The 16,227-nt window shown below is 71.0% G+C and carries 12 protein-coding genes and 2 tRNA genes; 1 reads left to right on the top strand and 13 read right to left on the bottom strand.

Annotated elements, in window-relative coordinates:
* Nucleotide 1 precedes the first annotated feature (1 nt).
* The 13 genes from ACIP37_RS02760 to dnaA all read right to left on the bottom strand — a co-directional run bounded on the left by ACIP37_RS02760 (nt 2) and on the right by dnaA (nt 15,604).
* Nucleotides 2–74: transfer RNA gene (locus ACIP37_RS02760), tRNA-Ala, on the bottom strand.
* Between the two features lie 210 nt (nt 75–284).
* Nucleotides 285–413, bottom strand: coding sequence for a DLW-39 family protein (locus ACIP37_RS02755; RefSeq protein ID WP_014137031.1), 129 nt, complete (start codon nt 411–413; stop codon nt 285–287).
* A 246-nt stretch (nt 414–659) separates the two neighbouring features.
* Nucleotides 660–1,025, bottom strand: a complete 366-nt coding sequence (locus ACIP37_RS02750; protein ID WP_363579885.1) for a DUF6191 domain-containing protein — start codon at nt 1,023–1,025, stop codon at nt 660–662.
* Between the two features lie 120 nt (nt 1,026–1,145).
* Nucleotides 1,146–1,222 (bottom strand) — tRNA-Ile (locus ACIP37_RS02745).
* A gap of 16 nt (nt 1,223–1,238) precedes the next feature.
* Entirely contained in the window at nt 1,239–2,633 is a 1,395-nt protein-coding gene (locus ACIP37_RS02740; RefSeq protein ID WP_400804310.1) for a class I SAM-dependent methyltransferase, read from the bottom strand.
* A 260-nt stretch (nt 2,634–2,893) separates the two neighbouring features.
* Complete coding sequence (locus ACIP37_RS02735; protein ID WP_363579883.1) at nt 2,894–3,634, bottom strand: DUF3566 domain-containing protein; 741 nt, start codon at nt 3,632–3,634, stop codon at nt 2,894–2,896.
* Nucleotides 3,635–3,785: 151 nt separating this feature from the next.
* Complete coding sequence (gyrA, locus tag ACIP37_RS02730; RefSeq protein WP_363579882.1) at nt 3,786–6,398, bottom strand: DNA gyrase subunit A; 2,613 nt, start codon at nt 6,396–6,398, stop codon at nt 3,786–3,788.
* A 58-nt stretch (nt 6,399–6,456) separates the two neighbouring features.
* Nucleotides 6,457–8,472, bottom strand: a complete 2,016-nt coding sequence (gyrB, locus tag ACIP37_RS02725) for a DNA topoisomerase (ATP-hydrolyzing) subunit B (RefSeq protein ID WP_363579881.1) — start codon at nt 8,470–8,472, stop codon at nt 6,457–6,459.
* A 268-nt stretch (nt 8,473–8,740) separates the two neighbouring features.
* Nucleotides 8,741–9,280 (bottom strand): DciA family protein, encoded by a 540-nt coding sequence (locus ACIP37_RS02720; protein WP_363579880.1) that lies wholly within the window; start codon nt 9,278–9,280, stop codon nt 8,741–8,743.
* Between the two features lie 106 nt (nt 9,281–9,386).
* Nucleotides 9,387–10,520: a DNA replication/repair protein RecF gene (gene recF / locus ACIP37_RS02715; RefSeq protein ID WP_363579879.1), complete on the bottom strand. Its 1,134-nt coding sequence runs from the start codon at nt 10,518–10,520 to the stop codon at nt 9,387–9,389.
* Between the two features lie 37 nt (nt 10,521–10,557).
* On the bottom strand, nt 10,558–11,433 hold the full coding sequence (gene gnd, locus ACIP37_RS02710) for a phosphogluconate dehydrogenase (NAD(+)-dependent, decarboxylating) (RefSeq protein WP_363579878.1): 876 nt from the start codon (nt 11,431–11,433) through the stop codon (nt 10,558–10,560).
* Nucleotides 11,434–11,615: 182 nt separating this feature from the next.
* Nucleotides 11,616–12,746, bottom strand: coding sequence for a DNA polymerase III subunit beta (dnaN, locus tag ACIP37_RS02705; protein WP_363579877.1), 1,131 nt, complete (start codon nt 12,744–12,746; stop codon nt 11,616–11,618).
* A gap of 962 nt (nt 12,747–13,708) precedes the next feature.
* Nucleotides 13,709–15,604 (bottom strand): chromosomal replication initiator protein DnaA, encoded by a 1,896-nt coding sequence (gene dnaA / locus ACIP37_RS02700; RefSeq protein ID WP_400804303.1) that lies wholly within the window; start codon nt 15,602–15,604, stop codon nt 13,709–13,711.
* Between the two features lie 472 nt (nt 15,605–16,076).
* Between dnaA and rpmH the strand changes: the two genes are divergently transcribed.
* Nucleotides 16,077–16,214 carry a 50S ribosomal protein L34 gene (gene rpmH / locus ACIP37_RS02695; protein WP_030392420.1) on the top strand — a complete coding sequence of 46 codons (138 nt, stop codon included), beginning with the start codon at nt 16,077–16,079 and terminating at the stop codon, nt 16,212–16,214.
* Nucleotides 16,215–16,227 lie beyond the last annotated feature (13 nt).

Below are 16,227 nucleotides of genomic sequence, written 5' to 3'. Positions count from 1 at the left end.
GTGGAGCATAGGAGATTCGAACTCCTGACATCTGCCTTGCAAAGGCAGCGCTCTACCAACTGAGCTAATGCCCCTCGACGGCACCGCGGGTGCCGACGGGCACTAGCGTACCGGGTTCCGGCGCCGTTCCCGGCGCCCTCCCCCCGGGCCGACCGGACCTGCCGCCGAGGCGGCGTCCGGGCGGTGCCTGGGATCCGGCCGATCCGGTCGGGTGACCGGGCCGGCCGGCCCTGGAGGCGCGGTGAAGCGCCTCCGAAGATCGTTGATCGTCGGATCGTCCGGGCTCAGCGACCGGCCGGAACCGGGTCGGTGGCCTCGGTCCACAGGTCCTGCTCGGCGCGGTCCGCCTGGACCTGACGGTAGACAAAGAAGCCGCCGAGGGCGACCAGGGCGACCAGGAGAAGCTTCTTCACCGCGGGACCTCGTCCTTCTTGCGTTGGCGGACTCAAGAGCCGGTGCTCCGGCCGGACTGACCGGGCCGACGAGTCCAGATGTGTTTCGATCGCGAACGGGCTGCCGGGTGCCAGACTGCCCTTGCGGCCGATGATACACACCAGTGTCCCAATCGTGACCAGCCACCGCTGCGGCCAACCCGGCGGTCCGGGCCGAGGATTGACGCCGCACCTCCTGCCGTACGGCCGACCCTCCCCGGCCGGGCCCTACGGCGTGCCCGGCGGGGCGCAGGACGGGTGGTCCGACGAGCGGTCGGACGGGCGGTTCGACGGCGTCACCACCACGGCCTTCCCGCCCGCCAGGTCGACCTTCGTCCGGGGCGGCGCCCCCTCGCCCTCCTCGTCGCGCAGCATCAGGGTCGTGCCGCGTTCGTCCAGCTCGTGCTGCTTGCCGGCGGCGAACTGCGCGTGCAGCTGCTCGAAGCCGGTGGCCGAGATCTGCCCCTCCCGGCCGGTCCCCCGCCACGGCACCCAGCGTGACCGGCGCGCCCGCAGCGCGAGCTGGTCGACCACCGCGAGCACCACCAGGGCGCAGACCAGTCCGGGGATGCTCATCGCCCAGAAGACCGCCATGTCGTCACCATCCCTCCACACGTTCCCTCCCCGGAGAACAGCCCGGCGGGACGCGCGGTTCCCGCAACGGCGGGGGAAACGTCGAAGGGCCCGGAGTGAATCACTCCGGGCCCTTCGCGGTGGTGGGCCTAACAGGACTTGAACCTGTGGCCTCTTCCTTATCAGGGAAGCGCTCTAACCGTCTGAGCTATAGGCCCTTGCCGCACTGAAAGATTAGCGGACCGATGGCCGATCTCCCAAATCCGGGCCGACGGGGTTCCCGGCGGGCACCCCGCCGACCAGCGGCGGCGCTCCGGCGGCCGGGCGCAGCAGCCATTCCTCGCGGGTCGCCGGGAGGCCGGCCGAGCCCTCCTCGGTGCTGCGGACGGCGAGGATCTGGTTGATCCCGATCCGGTTCTCCTCGAAGGCGAGCGCGCTGGCGGCCATGTACAGCCGCCAGACCCGGGCCCGGCCGCGGCCGACCAGCCGGACCGCCTCGCTCCAGTGCGCCTCCAGGTTGGCCACCCATTCGCGCAGGGTCAGCCCGTAGTGCTCGCGCAGCGACTCGACGTCCCGGACCTCGAAGCCGGCCTCCTCCAGCCGGGCCACGGTGGAACCGACGGGGGAGAGCTCGCCGTCGGGGAAGACGTAGCGGTCGATGAAGGGGCTGGTGCGGTGCGGCTCACCGGGGCGGTCGGGGCGGCGGGCGATCTGGTGGTTGAGCAGCCGGCCGCCGGGCACCAGCAGCCGGTGCAGGCCCTCGGCGTAGACCCGGTACTGCTCGGAGCCGACGTGCTCGGCCATCCCGACGCTGGAGATCGCGTCGAACGGGCCGTCGACGATCTCCCGGTAGTCCTGGAGCCGGACCTCCACCCGCCCGGCCAGGCCGGCCTCCTCGACCCGCCGGCGGGCCAGCGCGACCTGCTCCCGCGAGATGGAGACACCGACCGCGGTGACGCCGTAGTGCTCGGCCGCGTGCAGCAGCAGCGAGCCCCAGCCGCAGCCGACGTCCAGCAGGCGCATCCCGGGCCGGAGGCCGAGCTTGCGGCAGATCAGGTCGAGCTTGGCCTCCTGGGCGGCCTCCAGGCTCTTGGCCTCCGGGGTCCAGTAGGCGCACGAGTAGACCATGGAGGAGCCCAGGACGAGCCCGTAGAAGTCGTTTCCGACGTCGTAGTGGTGGCTGATGGCCGCGCGGTCCCGGCTGCGGCTGTGCAGCCGCCCGCGGGCCCTGCGGACCTCCTCCTGGGGCGGCGTGGGCTCGGGGCCGAGCGCCCCGGCCCGCAGCGCGGCCGCGAGGACGCGGCGCCCGCCGGCGCCGAGCACGTCCCGCGGGCCGAGGTCGAGGCGGCGGATCTCCGGCCGCTCGACGAACCGGGCGACGGCCGAGAGCACCTCGTAGAGGTCGGTGCCGGGGGTGATCTCCAGGTCCCCCGCGACGTACGCCCGGGCCAGGCCCAGCTCGCCCGGCTGCCAGAGCAGGCGGCGCAGGGCCCGCCGGTTGCGCAGGACGACCGTGGGGGCTCCCGGCGGCCCGGCGACGCTGCCGTCCCAGGCCTGGACCCGCAGCGGTACCGGAACCCCCAACAGCCCGTCCAGGGCCTCGACCAGTTGACCTGCGAGCTTCGCCACCGCGCGCCTCCGTCCAGCCGTCCTGCGGAACGTTTCCTGACCCGGTCGGGCGGACCGGGGGCGGCCTGCGGCACTCCCAGGCGTGGACCGGGCGCCACCCAGCTAATCCCACCGCGGCCGGCCCGCTCCCGGGCGGCACGCCGCGGGCGGCCGGCTGTCACCCGAAATGCCGACGGGCCCCGCAGGCTGCAACAGCCTGCGGGGCCCGTCCATTCCGTCCGTGGACGGCGAACTGACCAGGGGTCAGGATCCGACCGGGGTCAGTCCTCCTCGGCCAGGGTCAGCTCGACGCCGCCGGTGAAGCCGGCCGCCGCGTTGTAGATGAACGCCGAGAGCGTGGACAGCGCCGTCAGCAGGACGACGTCGACCACGGCGATCAGCGAGGTGAAGGTCATCACCTTGCCGAAGCCCACGTAGTCCATCAGGTTGAGGCCGCCGGTGCTGTCCGAGCCGGTGACGTCCTTGAGGGTCTTGGTCAGCGAGTCGAAGACGCCGAGCGAGTCCAGCGTCATCCACAGCACCGCCGCGGCCACGATGATGATGATCCCGACGGCCAGCGACAGCAGGAAGCTGACCTTCATCACCGACCACGGGTCCACCTTGGTCACCCGCAGCCGGGCCTTGCGGGTCCGGCCGAGGCCGACACCGGCGGCCGCCGGTGGGGCGGCCGGGGCCGGCCGGCGCGCCGTGCCCGGGACGGGCGTGCCGCCGGGCGGGGTGTTGCCGCTGGTCCGGGTCCCCCGGGCCGGGGTCGGCTGCCCCTTGGCATAGGTGGTCGGCTGCGAGAATCCGCTCGCGCCCGGCGCCGGGGCCCCCGGCGGCGGGGGCGTCTGTCCGCCGTAGGTCGCGCCGCCCTGTCCCGCTCCGCCGACCGGTGGCATCAGCGAGGTGGACGCGGCCGAGTGCTCGGCCGGCGGCTGCGGCGCGCCGTACCCACCCCCGCCCTGCGCGCCCGGACGGCCGCCGGAGGGTCCTCCCGCAGCACCCGTGGCTCCACTCACCTGGTCCTCCCGCACTTCCCACCAGGACGGCGGCACCGCCCTGCTTCGTCACTCGTCATCCAGCGCCCGGCGGGATTGCCCGGAACTGGTGGGCGGCCGGTGCCGCCACGCCCCTCTATCAGGACGCGACGGCACCGGCCCGTGGTTCGGTTCAGACCTCGGCGTCGCCGCCGGCCGTCGTCTCCGCACCCTCAGCCGTTTCGGTGGAAGCGGTGTCCGCGACCTCGTCCTCCACCGTCTCCTCGTCCTCGGCTTCCGCGTTGCGGGCCATGCCCACGACCGCGTCGCGCTTACCGAGGTTGATCAGTTGGACGCCCATGGTGTCACGTCCGGTTTCACGAACTTCGGAAACCCTTGTGCGGATCACCCCACCCGACAGGGTGATCGCCATGATCTCGTCGGTGTCGTCGACCACGAGCGCGCCGACCAGCGAGCCCCGGCCCTCGACGATCTTCGCCGCCTTGGTGCCGTAGCCGCCACGCCCCTGGACACGGTACTCGTCCACGGCCGTGCGCTTGGCGTACCCGCCGTCGGTGGCGGTGAACACGTACGTTCCCGGGCGGACGACGTTCATCGAGAGCATTTCGTCGTCCTCGCGGAAGGCCATGCCCTTGACGCCGGAGGTCGCGCGGCCGGTGGGCCGCAGCGCGTCGTCGGTCGCGGTGAAGCGGATCGACTGGGCCTTCTTGGAGACCAGCAGCAGGTCGTCCTCGGCGGAGACCAGCTCGGCGCCGATCAGCTCGTCGTCCTGGCCCTCCTCGTCCTGGCGCAGGTTGATCGCGATCAGGCCGCCGGAGCGCGGGGAGTCGTAGTCCTTCAGCGCGGACTTCTTCACCAGGCCGGCCCGGGTGGCGAGGACCAGGTAGGGCTTGTCCTCGTAGGTGCGCACGGCCATCACCTGGGCGATGTGCTCCTCCGGCTGGAAGGCCAGCAGGTTGGCCACGTGCTGGCCGCGGGCGTCGCGCCCGGCGTCCGGGAGCTCGTAGCCCTTGGCGCGGTAGACCCGGCCCTTGTTGGTGAAGAACAGGATCCAGTTGTGCGTCGTCGTCACGAAGAAGTGGTCGACGATGTCGTCCTGCTTGAGCTGCGCTCCGCGCACGCCCTTGCCGCCGCGCTTCTGCGAGCGGTAGAGGTCGGAGCGGGTCCGCTTGACGTAGCCGCCACGGGTGATCGTGACGACGATGTCCTCCTCGGCGATGAGGTCCTCGATCGAGAGGTCGCCGTCGGACGGGATGAGGGTGGAGCGCCGCTCGTCGCCGTACTTCTCGACGATCGCGGTGAGCTCCTCGGAGATGATCTCCCGCTGGCGGGTCGGCGAGGCCAGGATCGCGTTGTACTCGTCGATCTTGCGCTGCAGCTCGTCGTGCTCGTCCATGATCCGCTGGCGCTCCAGGGCGGCCAGGCGGCGCAGCTGCATCTCCAGGATGGCGTTGGCCTGGAGCTCGTCGATGGAGAGCAGCCCCATCAGGCCGGTGCGGGCCGCGTCGGCGCTCGCCGAGGCCCGGATCAGCGCGATGACCTCGTCGATCATGTCCAGGGCGCGCAGCAGGGCGCGCAGGATGTGGGCGCGCTCCTCGGCCTTGCGCAGCCGGAAGGTGGTGCGCCGGACGATGACCTCGACCTGGTGGTTGACCCAGTGCCGGATGAAGGCGTCCAGCGACAGCGTGCGCGGCACGCCGTCGACCAGGGCCAGCATGTTGGCGCCGAAGTTGGTCTGCAGCTCGGTGTGCTTGTAGAGGTTGTTCAGCACGACCTTGGCGACGGCGTCGCGCTTGAGCACGACCACCAGGCGGGTACCGGTGCGGGACGAGGACTCGTCGCGGACGTCGGCGATGCCGGCGACCCTGCCGTCCTTGACCAGGTCGGCGATCTTCAGCGCGAGGTTGTCCGGGTTGACCTGGTACGGCAGCTCGGTGATCACCAGGCACTGGCGGCCCTGGATCTCCTCGACCTCGACCACGGCGCGCATGGTGATCGAGCCGCGGCCGGTGCGGTAGGCGTCGTCGATCCCGCGGTGGCCGACGATCAGCGCGCCGGTGGGGAAGTCGGGGCCCTTGATCCGCTCGATCAGGGCTTCGAGCAGCTCCTCGTTGGAGGCGTCCGGGTGCTCAAGCGCCCAGAGCGCGCCGGAGGCGACCTCGCGCAGGTTGTGCGGCGGGATGTTGGTGGCCATGCCGACCGCGATGCCGGTGGCACCGTTGACCAGCAGGTTGGGGATGCGCGCCGGCAGGACGGTCGGCTCCTGCGAGCGGCCGTCGTAGTTGGACGCGAAGTCGACGGTGCCCTCGTCGATGTCGCGCATCATCTCCATGGCGAGCGGCATCATCTTGCACTCGGTGTAGCGCATGGCCGCGGCCGGGTCGTTGCCCGGGGAGCCGAAGTTGCCGTTGCCGTCCACCAGCGGCATCCGCAGCGACCACGGCTGGGCCAGGCGGACGACGGTGTCGTAGATGGAGGTGTCACCGTGCGGGTGGTAGTTGCCCATGACGTCGCCGACGACGCGGGCGCACTTGTAGTAGCCCTTCTCGGGGCGATACCCGCCGTCGTACATCGCGTAGAGCACGCGCCGGTGCACCGGCTTGAGCCCGTCGCGGACCTCGGGGAGCGCCCGGCTGACGATCACGCTCATCGCGTAGTCGAGGTACGAGCGCTGCATCTCGGTCTCGAGCTCGACCGGCTCGATCCGCATGGTCACCTGGGCGGTGGCCTCGGCGGCTGTGGGGGTCTCGGGCTGTTCGCCTTCGGGACGGTTGTCGTCGACCACTGGTGGTCAGTTTCCTTTCACGCGGACTGGTACGTGCTTCGCTGCCGGTCGGGCGGCGTCACACGTCCAGGAAGCGGACGTCCTTGGCGTTGCGCTGGATGAAGGAGCGGCGTGCCTCGACGTCCTCGCCCATCAGCACGGAGAACAGCTCGTCGGCGCGGGCGGCGTCCTCCAGGGTGACCTGGAGGAGCAGCCGGTGCTCGGCGTCCATGGTGGTGACCCGGAGCTCCTCGGCGTTCATCTCGCCGAGACCCTTGAAGCGCTGGATCGCGTCGTCCTTGGGGAGCCGGCGCCCGGCCTCGACCCCGGCCGCGATCAGCGCGTCGCGCTCGCGGTCGGAGTAGGCGTACTCGAAGTCGTCCTTGCCCCACTTGATCTTGTACAGCGGCGGCATGGCGAGGTAGACGTACCCGGACTCGACCAGCGGCCGCATGAAGCGGAACAGCAGGGTGAGCAGCAGGGTGCGGATGTGCTGACCGTCGACGTCGGCGTCCGCCATCAGGACGATCTTGTGATAGCGGAGCTTGGACTCGTCGTAGTCCTCCTGGATGCCGCAGCCGAAGGCCGAGATGAGCGCCTGGACCTCGGTGTTCTGCAGCACCTTGTCGATCCGGGCCTTCTCGACGTTCAGGATCTTGCCGCGGATCGGCAGGATGGCCTGGGTGCGCGGGTCGCGGCCCTGCTTGGCCGAGCCGCCGGCGGAGTCACCCTCGACGATGAAGATCTCGCACTCGGCCGGGTCCTTGGACTGGCAGTCGGAGAGCTTGCCCGGCAGCGAGGCGGACTCCAGCAGGCCCTTGCGGCGGGTGAGGTCGCGGGCCTTGCGGGCGGCGACGCGCGCGGTGGCGGCCTGGATGGACTTGCGGATGATGTCCGAGGCCTCGTTGGGGTTGCGGTCCAACCAGTCGTTGAGGTGCTCGTGGACGACCTTCTGGACGAAGGTCTTCGCCTCGGTGTTGCCGAGCTTGTCCTTGGTCTGGCCCTCGAACTGCGGCTCGCCGAGCTTGACCGAGATGATCGCGGTCAGACCCTCGCGGATGTCCTCGCCGGAGAGGTTGTCGTCCTTCTCCCGGAGCAGCTTCTTGTCCCGCGCGTAGCGGTTGACCAGGCCGGTCAGCGCCGCGCGGAAGCCCTCCTCGTGGGTACCGCCGCCGTGCGTGTGGATGGTGTTGGCGAAGCTGTAGACCCCCTCGGTGTAGGAGGAGTTCCACTGCATCGCGATCTCCACCGAGATCGCCCTGTCCTTGTCCTCCGCCTCGAAGTCGATCACCGAGGGGTGGATCACCTCGCCCTTGCGGGAGTTGAGGTGGGCGACGAAGTCGGCGATGCCGCCGTCGTACTTGTACGTGACGGTGAGCGGCTTGCCCTCCTCGTCCACGTGCTCGGGGCGCTCGTCGGTGAGCGAGATGGAGAGGCCCTTGTTGAGGAAGGCCATCTCCTGGAAGCGCCGGGACAGCGTCTCGAAGGAGTAGACCGTGGTCTCGAAGATCTCCGGGTCGGCCCAGAAGGTGACGGTCGTGCCGGTCTGCTCGGAGCCCTCGTGCGTGGCCAGCGGAGCGGTCGGCGCACCGGCCTTGTAGTCCTGGGTGAAGCGCGAGCCGTCGCGGTGGATCTCCACCGACAGGCGGGTGGACAGCGCGTTCACGACCGAGACGCCGACACCGTGCAGACCGCCGGAGACGGCGTAGCCGCCGCCGCCGAACTTGCCGCCGGCGTGCAGGACGGTGAGCACGACCTCGACGGCCGGCTTCTCCTGGCCGGGGACGATGTCCACCGGGATGCCGCGGCCGTTGTCGACGCAGCGGATGGCGCCGTCGGCCATGATCGTGACGTCGATGGTGTCGGCGTACCCCGCCATCGCCTCGTCGACGGAGTTGTCCACCACTTCCTGCACCAGGTGGTGCAGGCCTCGCTCGCCGGTGGAGCCGATGTACATGCCGGGGCGCTTACGGACGGCGTCGAGGCCTTCCAGCACCTGGATGTTGCTACCGGTGTAGGAAGCCTGGTCGGTCTGGTCTGGGATCTGGCTGGGGTTGCCGGAATCGGCCACGAAGCGCCCTCTCTGGCACAGCACGGGCCGCATTCCCGCCCCGTGTGGGCGGGCGTGCGACCACGGCGTTTCGACTCGGTTGCCACTAGCAACAGTGTTTGGCTCTCAGTCTACCGGTACGACTGACAGAGATGGGCGTTTGGCAGCCCTTGAAGGCAGATATGCCGCCCTGAATCCCCTCTGGACATGTCCCGATACTCGCCCCGGGGGCCCAGAGCGCCTGGAAGGGCTGTCAGGGATTCCGGAAGATCGCGGTCCGCTCCGCGCCCCCGGCGACGGGCCGGCAACCCGGTCAGCCCCAGGTGTCGCCCGGCCCCTTGCTCCCCGGAGCGCGCAGCCGGCCGTAGCCGCGGGCGGGCGCCGCCGGGCCCAGCACCTTGATGGTGCGGACCGTGCCGTGGCCCAGCTCGTGGTTCAGACGGGCTACCAACTGTCTTGCCAGCCACCGCAGTTGGGTGGCCCATGCGGTGGAGTCGCACTGCACGGTGAGCACCGCGGCGGTGTCGTCGTAGGAGGAGGGGTGGCAGTGCGCGGCGATGTCCGGGCCGACGATCTGGGGCCAACGGCCCATCACCCCGCCGACCGCGGCCGAGGACTCCCAGCCCCGTTCGGTCAGCAGCCGGTTCAGCGCCGCCCCCAGCGGGACCGGGTCACGGCCGTCCGACCGGGCTCCGCTGCGCAGGCCGTGCCGCTTCGCCTCGCGCTTCTCCCGGACCTGCTCGCCGCGCTGCCGCGCCTGGGCCCGGGCCGCCCGCAGCGCGGAGCGGGCGAGGTCGGCGCCGGTCGGCGCCGGGTCGCCCGGCCGGGGGGAGTGCTCCGCCGGCTCGCTCACGGCGATCTCCTTTCCCCAGCCTGTGGACAACGGTCGCGGACGCGCGCCGGTGAGCCGTCCAGCCTACGGGAGTGCCCGGACGGCGATTGCGAAGGTGCGGGGGGAGTCAGGCGTCGATCCGGCGGACGGCGCCGTCGGCGACCGCGAACCGGGCGCCGGCCAGCGTCTTCGGCACGTCCTCGGCGACCGCCGCGGTGACCAGCACCTGCTCGCCGCCGGCCACCAGTTCGGCCAGCCGGTCCCGGCGGGCCGCGTCCAGCTCGGCGAACACGTCGTCCAGGATCAGCACCGGCTCGCCGCCGTCGGCGCGCAGCAGCTCGTACGAGGCCAGCCGCAGCGCCAGCGCGAACGACCAGGACTCGCCGTGGCTCGCGTAGCCCTTGGCGGGCAGCGGGCCGAGGCTGAGCACCAGCTCGTCGCGGTGCGGGCCGACCAGGGTGATGCCCCGGTCCACCTCCTGCTTGCGGACCGCCTGCAACGCGTTCAGCAGCTGCTCCTCGGCCTGCTCGCGGCTGGTCGGCAGCCCGCCCTCGAAGGAGCTGCGGTACTCCAGGACGGTGTCGCCACCGCCCGGGGCCAGCTGCCCGTACGCGGCCGCCACCAACGGCTGGAGGGAAGCCACCAGCTGGATCCGGAAGGCCGTCAACTCGGCTCCGGCCCTTGCCAGATGGCCGTCCCAGACCTCCAGGGTGGAGAGGTCGGCGCCCTTGCCGCCACCGGCCCGGCGGGCCATCGCGGCGGTCTTCAGCAGGGCGTTGCGCTGCTTGAGGACCCTCTCGTAGTCCTGTCGGACCCCGGCCAGCCGGGGGGCCCGGGCGGTCAGCAGCTCGTCCAGGAAACGGCGGCGCTCACCCGGGTCGCCCTTGACCAGGCTGAGGTCCTCGGGCGCGAACAGGACGGTCCGCAGCAGGCCCAGCACGTCGCGCGGGCGGACGTTGTCGGAGCGGTTGATCCGGGCCCGGTTGGCCTTGCCCGGGGTCAGCTCCAGCTCGACCAGGGTGGTGCGGCCGCGGTCCACCACCGAGGTGCGGACCACCGCCCGCTCGGCGCCCAGCCGGATCAGTGGGGCGTCGGTGGCGACCCGGTGGCTGCCCAGCGTGGCGACGTAGCCGACCGCCTCGACCAGGTTGGTCTTGCCCTGGCCGTTGGGCCCGACGAAGGCCGTCACGCCCGGGTCGAGGGGAACCTCGACCCGGGCGTACGACCGGAAGTCGGCGAGCGACAGATGCGCGACGTGCATGGCTGTGGACTGCGCTCGCCTTCTGGGGAGGTGCGGGTTACTTGGACTCGACCGCGTGGCCGCCGAACTGGTTGCGCAGCGCGGCGATCATCTTCATCTGCGGCGAGTCGTCCTGGCGGGAGGCGAAGCGGGCGAACAGCGAGGCGGTGATCGCCGGCAGCGGCACCGCGTGGTCGATCGCGGCCTCGACGGTCCAGCGGCCCTCACCGGAGTCGGCGGCCCAGCCGCGCAGCTTCGCCAGGTGCTCGTCGTCGTCCAGCGCGCGGACGGCCAGGTCCAGCAGCCAGGAGCGGATGACGGTGCCCTCCTGCCAGCTGCGGAAGACCTCGCGCACGTCGGTGACCTCGGGGGCGGCCTCCAGCAGCTCCCAGCCCTCGGCGAACGCCTGCATCATCGCGTACTCGATGCCGTTGTGGACCATCTTGGCGAAGTGGCCGGCGCCCACGGCACCCGCGTGCACCGAGCCGAAGTCGCCCTCGGGCTTGAGCGAGTCGAACACCGGCTGGACGCGGGCCACGTGCTCGGCGTCGCCGCCGTACATCAGGGCGTAGCCGTTCTCCAGGCCCCAGACGCCGCCGGAGACGCCGCAGTCGACGAAGCCGATGCCCTTGGCGGCCAGCGCCTCGGCGTGCTTGATGTCGTCGGTCCAGCGGGAGTTGCCGCCGTCGACCACCACGTCGCCGGGGGAGAGCAGCTCGGCGAGTTCGTCGACGGTCGCCTGGGTGGCGGCGCCGGCCGGGACCATCACCCAGATCACCCGCGGGCCCTGAAGCTTGGCGACGAGCTCCTGGAGGCTCTCGACGTCGGAGATGTCCGGGTTGCGGTCGTAGCCGATGACGGTGTGGCCGGCGCGGCGGATCCGCTCGCGCATGTTGCCGCCCATCTTGCCGAGACCGATGAGGCCGAGCTCCATGACCAAGTCCTTACCTGTGGTGACGTGCCTGCCGGCGGCGCCGTTGCCGCACGCCCCGAGCCTACGCGCTGCGGCGGTGGCGGCTCCCTGTGGTCGGGCCGACCGGGGGAGGACGCCCACAGGCTGTGCACAGCCGGTGTGCACAGCCTGTGGGTGACGGCCTGCGGGCAGCGGCCTCGAGGTCAGCCGGAGAGGCGGACCGGCATGATCAGGTACTGGTACGCCTTGTCCTCCTCGGCGTCCACCGAGGCCTTGCCGCTGAGCAGCGCGGGCTTGGTCGGCGTGGTGAAGCTCAGCTGGGCGTAGGCGGAGTCGATGGCCTTGAGGCCCTCCTCCAGGTAGCCCGGGTTGAAGGCGATCGAGATGTCGTCGCCCTCCAGGTCGGCGTCGATCCGCTCGGTGGCCTGGGCGTCGTCGCCCGAGCCCGCCTCCAGGGTCAGCACGCCCTGCTCGAAGCTGAGCCGGACCGGGGTGTTGCGCTCGGCGACCAGCGAGACGCGCTTGAGCGCCTCCAGGAAGGGCTGGGTCTGGATCGCGGCGACGGCGCTGAACTCCGTCGGGAACAGGCTGCGGAACTTGGGGAACTCGCCCTCCAGCAGCCGCGTGGTCGTCCGGCGGCCGGCGCCCTCGAAGCCGATCAGGCCCTCGCCCGCGCCGCCCGAGGAGAGCGCGATCGAGACGTTGTCGCCGCTGCCCAGGGACTTGGCGATGTCCTGCAGCGTCTTGGCGGGCACCAGGGCGACGGCCGAGATGTCCGACTGCTCGGGCTTCCACAGCAGGTCGCGGACCGCGAAGCGGTAGCGGTCGGTGGCGGCCAGGGTGATCCGGTCGCCCTCGATCTCGACCCGGACACCGGTGAGCACCGGGAGGGTGTCGTCGCGGCCGGCGGCCACCGCGGCCTGGCTGACCGCGGAGGCGAACACGTCGCCCGAGACGGTGCCCGTGGCGGTCGGCATCTGGGGCAGCGCCGGGTACTCGTCCACCGGGAGGGTGGGGAGGGTGAATCGGGAACTGCCGCAGACCACGCTGACCCGCTGGCCGTCGGTGGAGATCTCCACCGGCCGGTTCGGCAGGTTGCGCGAGATGTCGTTCAGCAGCCGACCGGAGACCAGGACGGTGCCGGCCTCCTCGATGTCGGCCTCCAGCTCGACCCGGGCCGAGACCTCGTAGTCGAAGCCGGACAGCGCCAGGCTGCCGTCCTGTGCCGTCAGCAGCAGGCCGGCCAGCACCGGCACCGGCGGCCGTGCCGGGAGGCTGCGGGCAGCCCAGGCCACCGCCTCCGCGAGGACGTCACGCTCCACCCGGAACTTCACCGGTAACCGCCTCCTGGATCGAGCGCTCCCGCTCGCACTCTGGTTCGTCTGATCATGATCGTCGGTCGGGCTGTCCACCGAGCTGTGCCACTCCGCTTCCAGTCGCCGAGGACAGTCTGACGTACTCCGCCGACAGACGGGGCAGACGGGCGGAAGCAAGCCGAACAGATGTCGGGGCGCGGTTGTCCACAGATTCGGGGCCCACCCACTTTCAAGCGAGTCGATGGGTCTAAATGTGTAGTGGTAGTAGTAGGGCCTGTGGAAACCGTGGATAACCCCGTTTCCCCAGGTCAGACCCACTTTTTTGTCCACAGCGGGTGTGGACGGCGGCTGTGGACGAACACGCGGTGCTGTGGACAGCGGAGCGTTACCCACAGGGCACGCTGGGTATCCACAGGTTATCCCCAGGGCTGTCCCCAGATCCGGGCCCGGTTATCCACGGGTGTCGGTCAACTTTACGTGACGCCTTTCACACCAGGGCATGAACGCCGCCCCACGCTTGTCGAACTGTGGATCATGCTGTGGACAACCTGGGGATAACCGCCCCTCCCCTGGGGACAACCGGTGGACAACCCGGATGGCCCATTGGCGACCCGTCAATTGTCCACACCCTGTGGATAACGGTTGTGCACAAGTCCACAGGCACCTGACCTGCGCGGAAGAGCGTAGCGGCGACACGCCTGTGGACGAATTCTGGATAACTTCGGACGCCCCGGCCTGTGGACTACGGGGAAGGTGCCCGCCCTGTGGACAACTGCCCTGCGCGGCCCCGGTTTTCGAATCACCGGTCAGATGTTCGGCGCGGGCTGTGGACTGGCGCAACGTCCGTCGACGGCATCTCTGCCCAGCCGGCGCCCGAAGCACACCTGCGGACATGAGAAAAGGGCGTCAGGATCGCTCCTGACGCCCTTTCCGGCCACCTCGGCGCCGGATCCGGCCCCGGCCCGCCACCGGCCCTGCGGCTAGCTCTTGATGCGGTTGGTCAGCTCGGTGACCTGGTTGTAGATCGACCGGCGCTCGGCCATCAGCGAGCGGATCTTGCGGTCCGCGTGCATCACCGTGGTGTGGTCGCGGCCGCCGAACTGCGCGCCGATCTTCGGCAGCGAGAGGTCGGTCAGCTCCCGGCAGAGGTACATGGCGATCTGACGGGCCGTCACCAGGACGCGGCTGCGCGAGGATCCGCAGAGGTCGTCCACACCCAGCCCGAAGTACGCGGCGGTCTGCTGCATGATGACCTGCGCGGTGATCTCCGGCCCGGCGTCCTCGTCCCCGCCCGGGATCAGGTCCTTGAGGACGATCCCGGCCAACTCCAGGTCCACCGGCGCCCGGTTGAGGTTGGCGAAGGCGGTGACCCGGATCAGGGCGCCCTCCAACTCCCGGATGTTGCGGGTGATCCGGGACGCGATGAACTCCAACACGTCGGCCGGGGCGTTGAGTTGCTCCTGGATCGCCTTCTTGCGCAGGATCGCGATCCGGGTCTCCAGCTCCGGCGGGGTGACGTCGGTGATCAGGCCCCACTCGAAGCGGTTGCGCAGCCGGTCCTCCAGCGTGGTCAGCAGCTTGGGCGGCCGGTCCGAGGAGAGCACGATCTGCTTGTTCGCGTTGTGCAGGGTGTTGAAGGTGTGGAAGAACTCCTCCTGCGTGGACTCCTTGCTCGCGAGGAACTGGATGTCGTCCACGAGCAGGATGTCCATGTCCCGGTAGCGCCGGCGGAAGGTGTCCGCCTTGCCGTCCCGGATCGAGTTGATGAACTCGTTGGTGAACTCCTCCGAGGACACGTAGCGCACCCGGGTGCCCGGGAAGAGGCTGCGCGAGTAGTGCCCGATGGCGTGCAGCAGGTGGGTCTTGCCCAGCCCGGACTCGCCGTAGATGAAGAGCGGGTTGTACGCCTTGGCCGGGGCCTCGGCGACCGCCACCGCCGCCGCGTGCGCGAAGCGGTTGCTGGCGCCGATGACGAAGGTGTCGAAGAGGTACTTGGGGTTCAGCCGGGCGGCCGGCTCGTCCTTGCGGGAGCCGCCGGCCGGCGGGGCGCCGGGCGGGGCGGGCACGCCGGGGACGGCCGGGCGTTCGGTGGCGCGCTCCGGCGCGTTCTTGTCCGCGGGACGGCCGCCGGCCGGGCGTGAGCCGGGGGCGCGGCGGCCGGCGCCGGCGCGGGGCTGCTCGTTCGGGCCGGGGCCGTAGGCGCCGCCGAACAGGTCGCCCTGGGTGGTCGCGGGCGGGCCGGGCATCGGGCGCGGCGCCGGCCGGGACGGCTCGTCGGCCTCGCGGTAGCCGGGGGGCTGCTCCTGGTAGCCGCCGCCCTGCTCGGGGTAGCCGCCCTGTTCCTGGTACCCGTTCTGGTCGGGGTAGCCGCCGCCCTGCTCCGGGTAGCCACCCTGCTCGGGGTAGCCGGGCCAGGCCGGGCCGGCCGCCGGGCCGCCGTACGGCGCGGGGCGCTGCTCGTAGCCGCCGGTGTCGTAGCGGGGCCGGTCGTAGTCCTGCTCGTACGGCTGCTGGTAGTCCTGGCCGCCGTAGCCGCCGGCATCCTCCCCGGTCGGGCCGGGGTACGGCTCGGCCGGGGCCTGGGCAGCGGGTGCGGGGGTGGTCGGGACGGCGTTGGCGTCGACCATCACGGCGATCCGCACCGGGCGGCTGAGTTCGCGGCTGAGGGCCTCGGTGAGCTGCGGCAGCAGCCGGCCCTCCAGCACCTGCTTGGCCCGCTCGTTGGGGGTCGCCAGCAGGGCGGTGTCGTGCATCATCCACATCGGCTGGGTGCGCTGCACCCACTGCTTGTCCATCTCCCCGACGTCCGGGTCGCTGACCAGCCGCTCGACGACTCTCGCCCAGACCGGGACGAGGTCGCTGTTGACATCAGCCACTGGTGCACGCTTTCTCGGTTCCCCGCGGCTCCAGCAGGGGGTGGTGGATCAGGAGACTGTGGATCGGCGGGTCCGTCTCCGGCGGACCGACCCCACGAGGAAGAACACGAAGAACAAACCAGACAAGTCCTGCAACGGTAGTCAGCGAACAGAGCCGGATCAAGTCGTTGTCCACAGGCTGTGGGCGAAGGGGACTCCGGGCACCCTCTGGGGGGGCCGCTCGAAAAAGCTGGTTTGACCCTCGTGCCCCGTCCCGCGTACCGTAACCAGGTCGAGTTGTCGATGGCCGCTGCCGCATGTCCGCGGGTCCACCCGCTCCATAAGGCGCGCAGCACGGGCGCCGTGGATTGCCCTGAACCCCAGCCGAACTGGGGCGATGGGTCGGATTTCCGAATCAGGGGAGATCACGCGGACGCACGGTGACGGCCAAGCGATCCCCCGTCATCCTACGATTCACCTCAGGAGCCCCCGAGTGAGCAAGCGCACCTTCCAGCCGAACAACCGTCGTCGCGCGAAGACCCACGGCTTCCGGCTGCGTATGCGTACCCGCGCCGGCCGCGCCATCCTGGCTGCCCGCCGTGGCAAGGGCCGCACCAGCCTGTCCGCCTGATCCACGACAGAGT

The organism is Kitasatospora sp. NPDC088861 (assembly GCF_044750105.1).
In the GTDB taxonomy this organism is placed as follows: Bacteria; Actinomycetota; Actinomycetes; order Streptomycetales; family Streptomycetaceae; genus Kitasatospora.
Note: the sequence above shows the minus strand (reverse complement) of the source record. Positions and strands in the feature narration are given on the sequence as shown.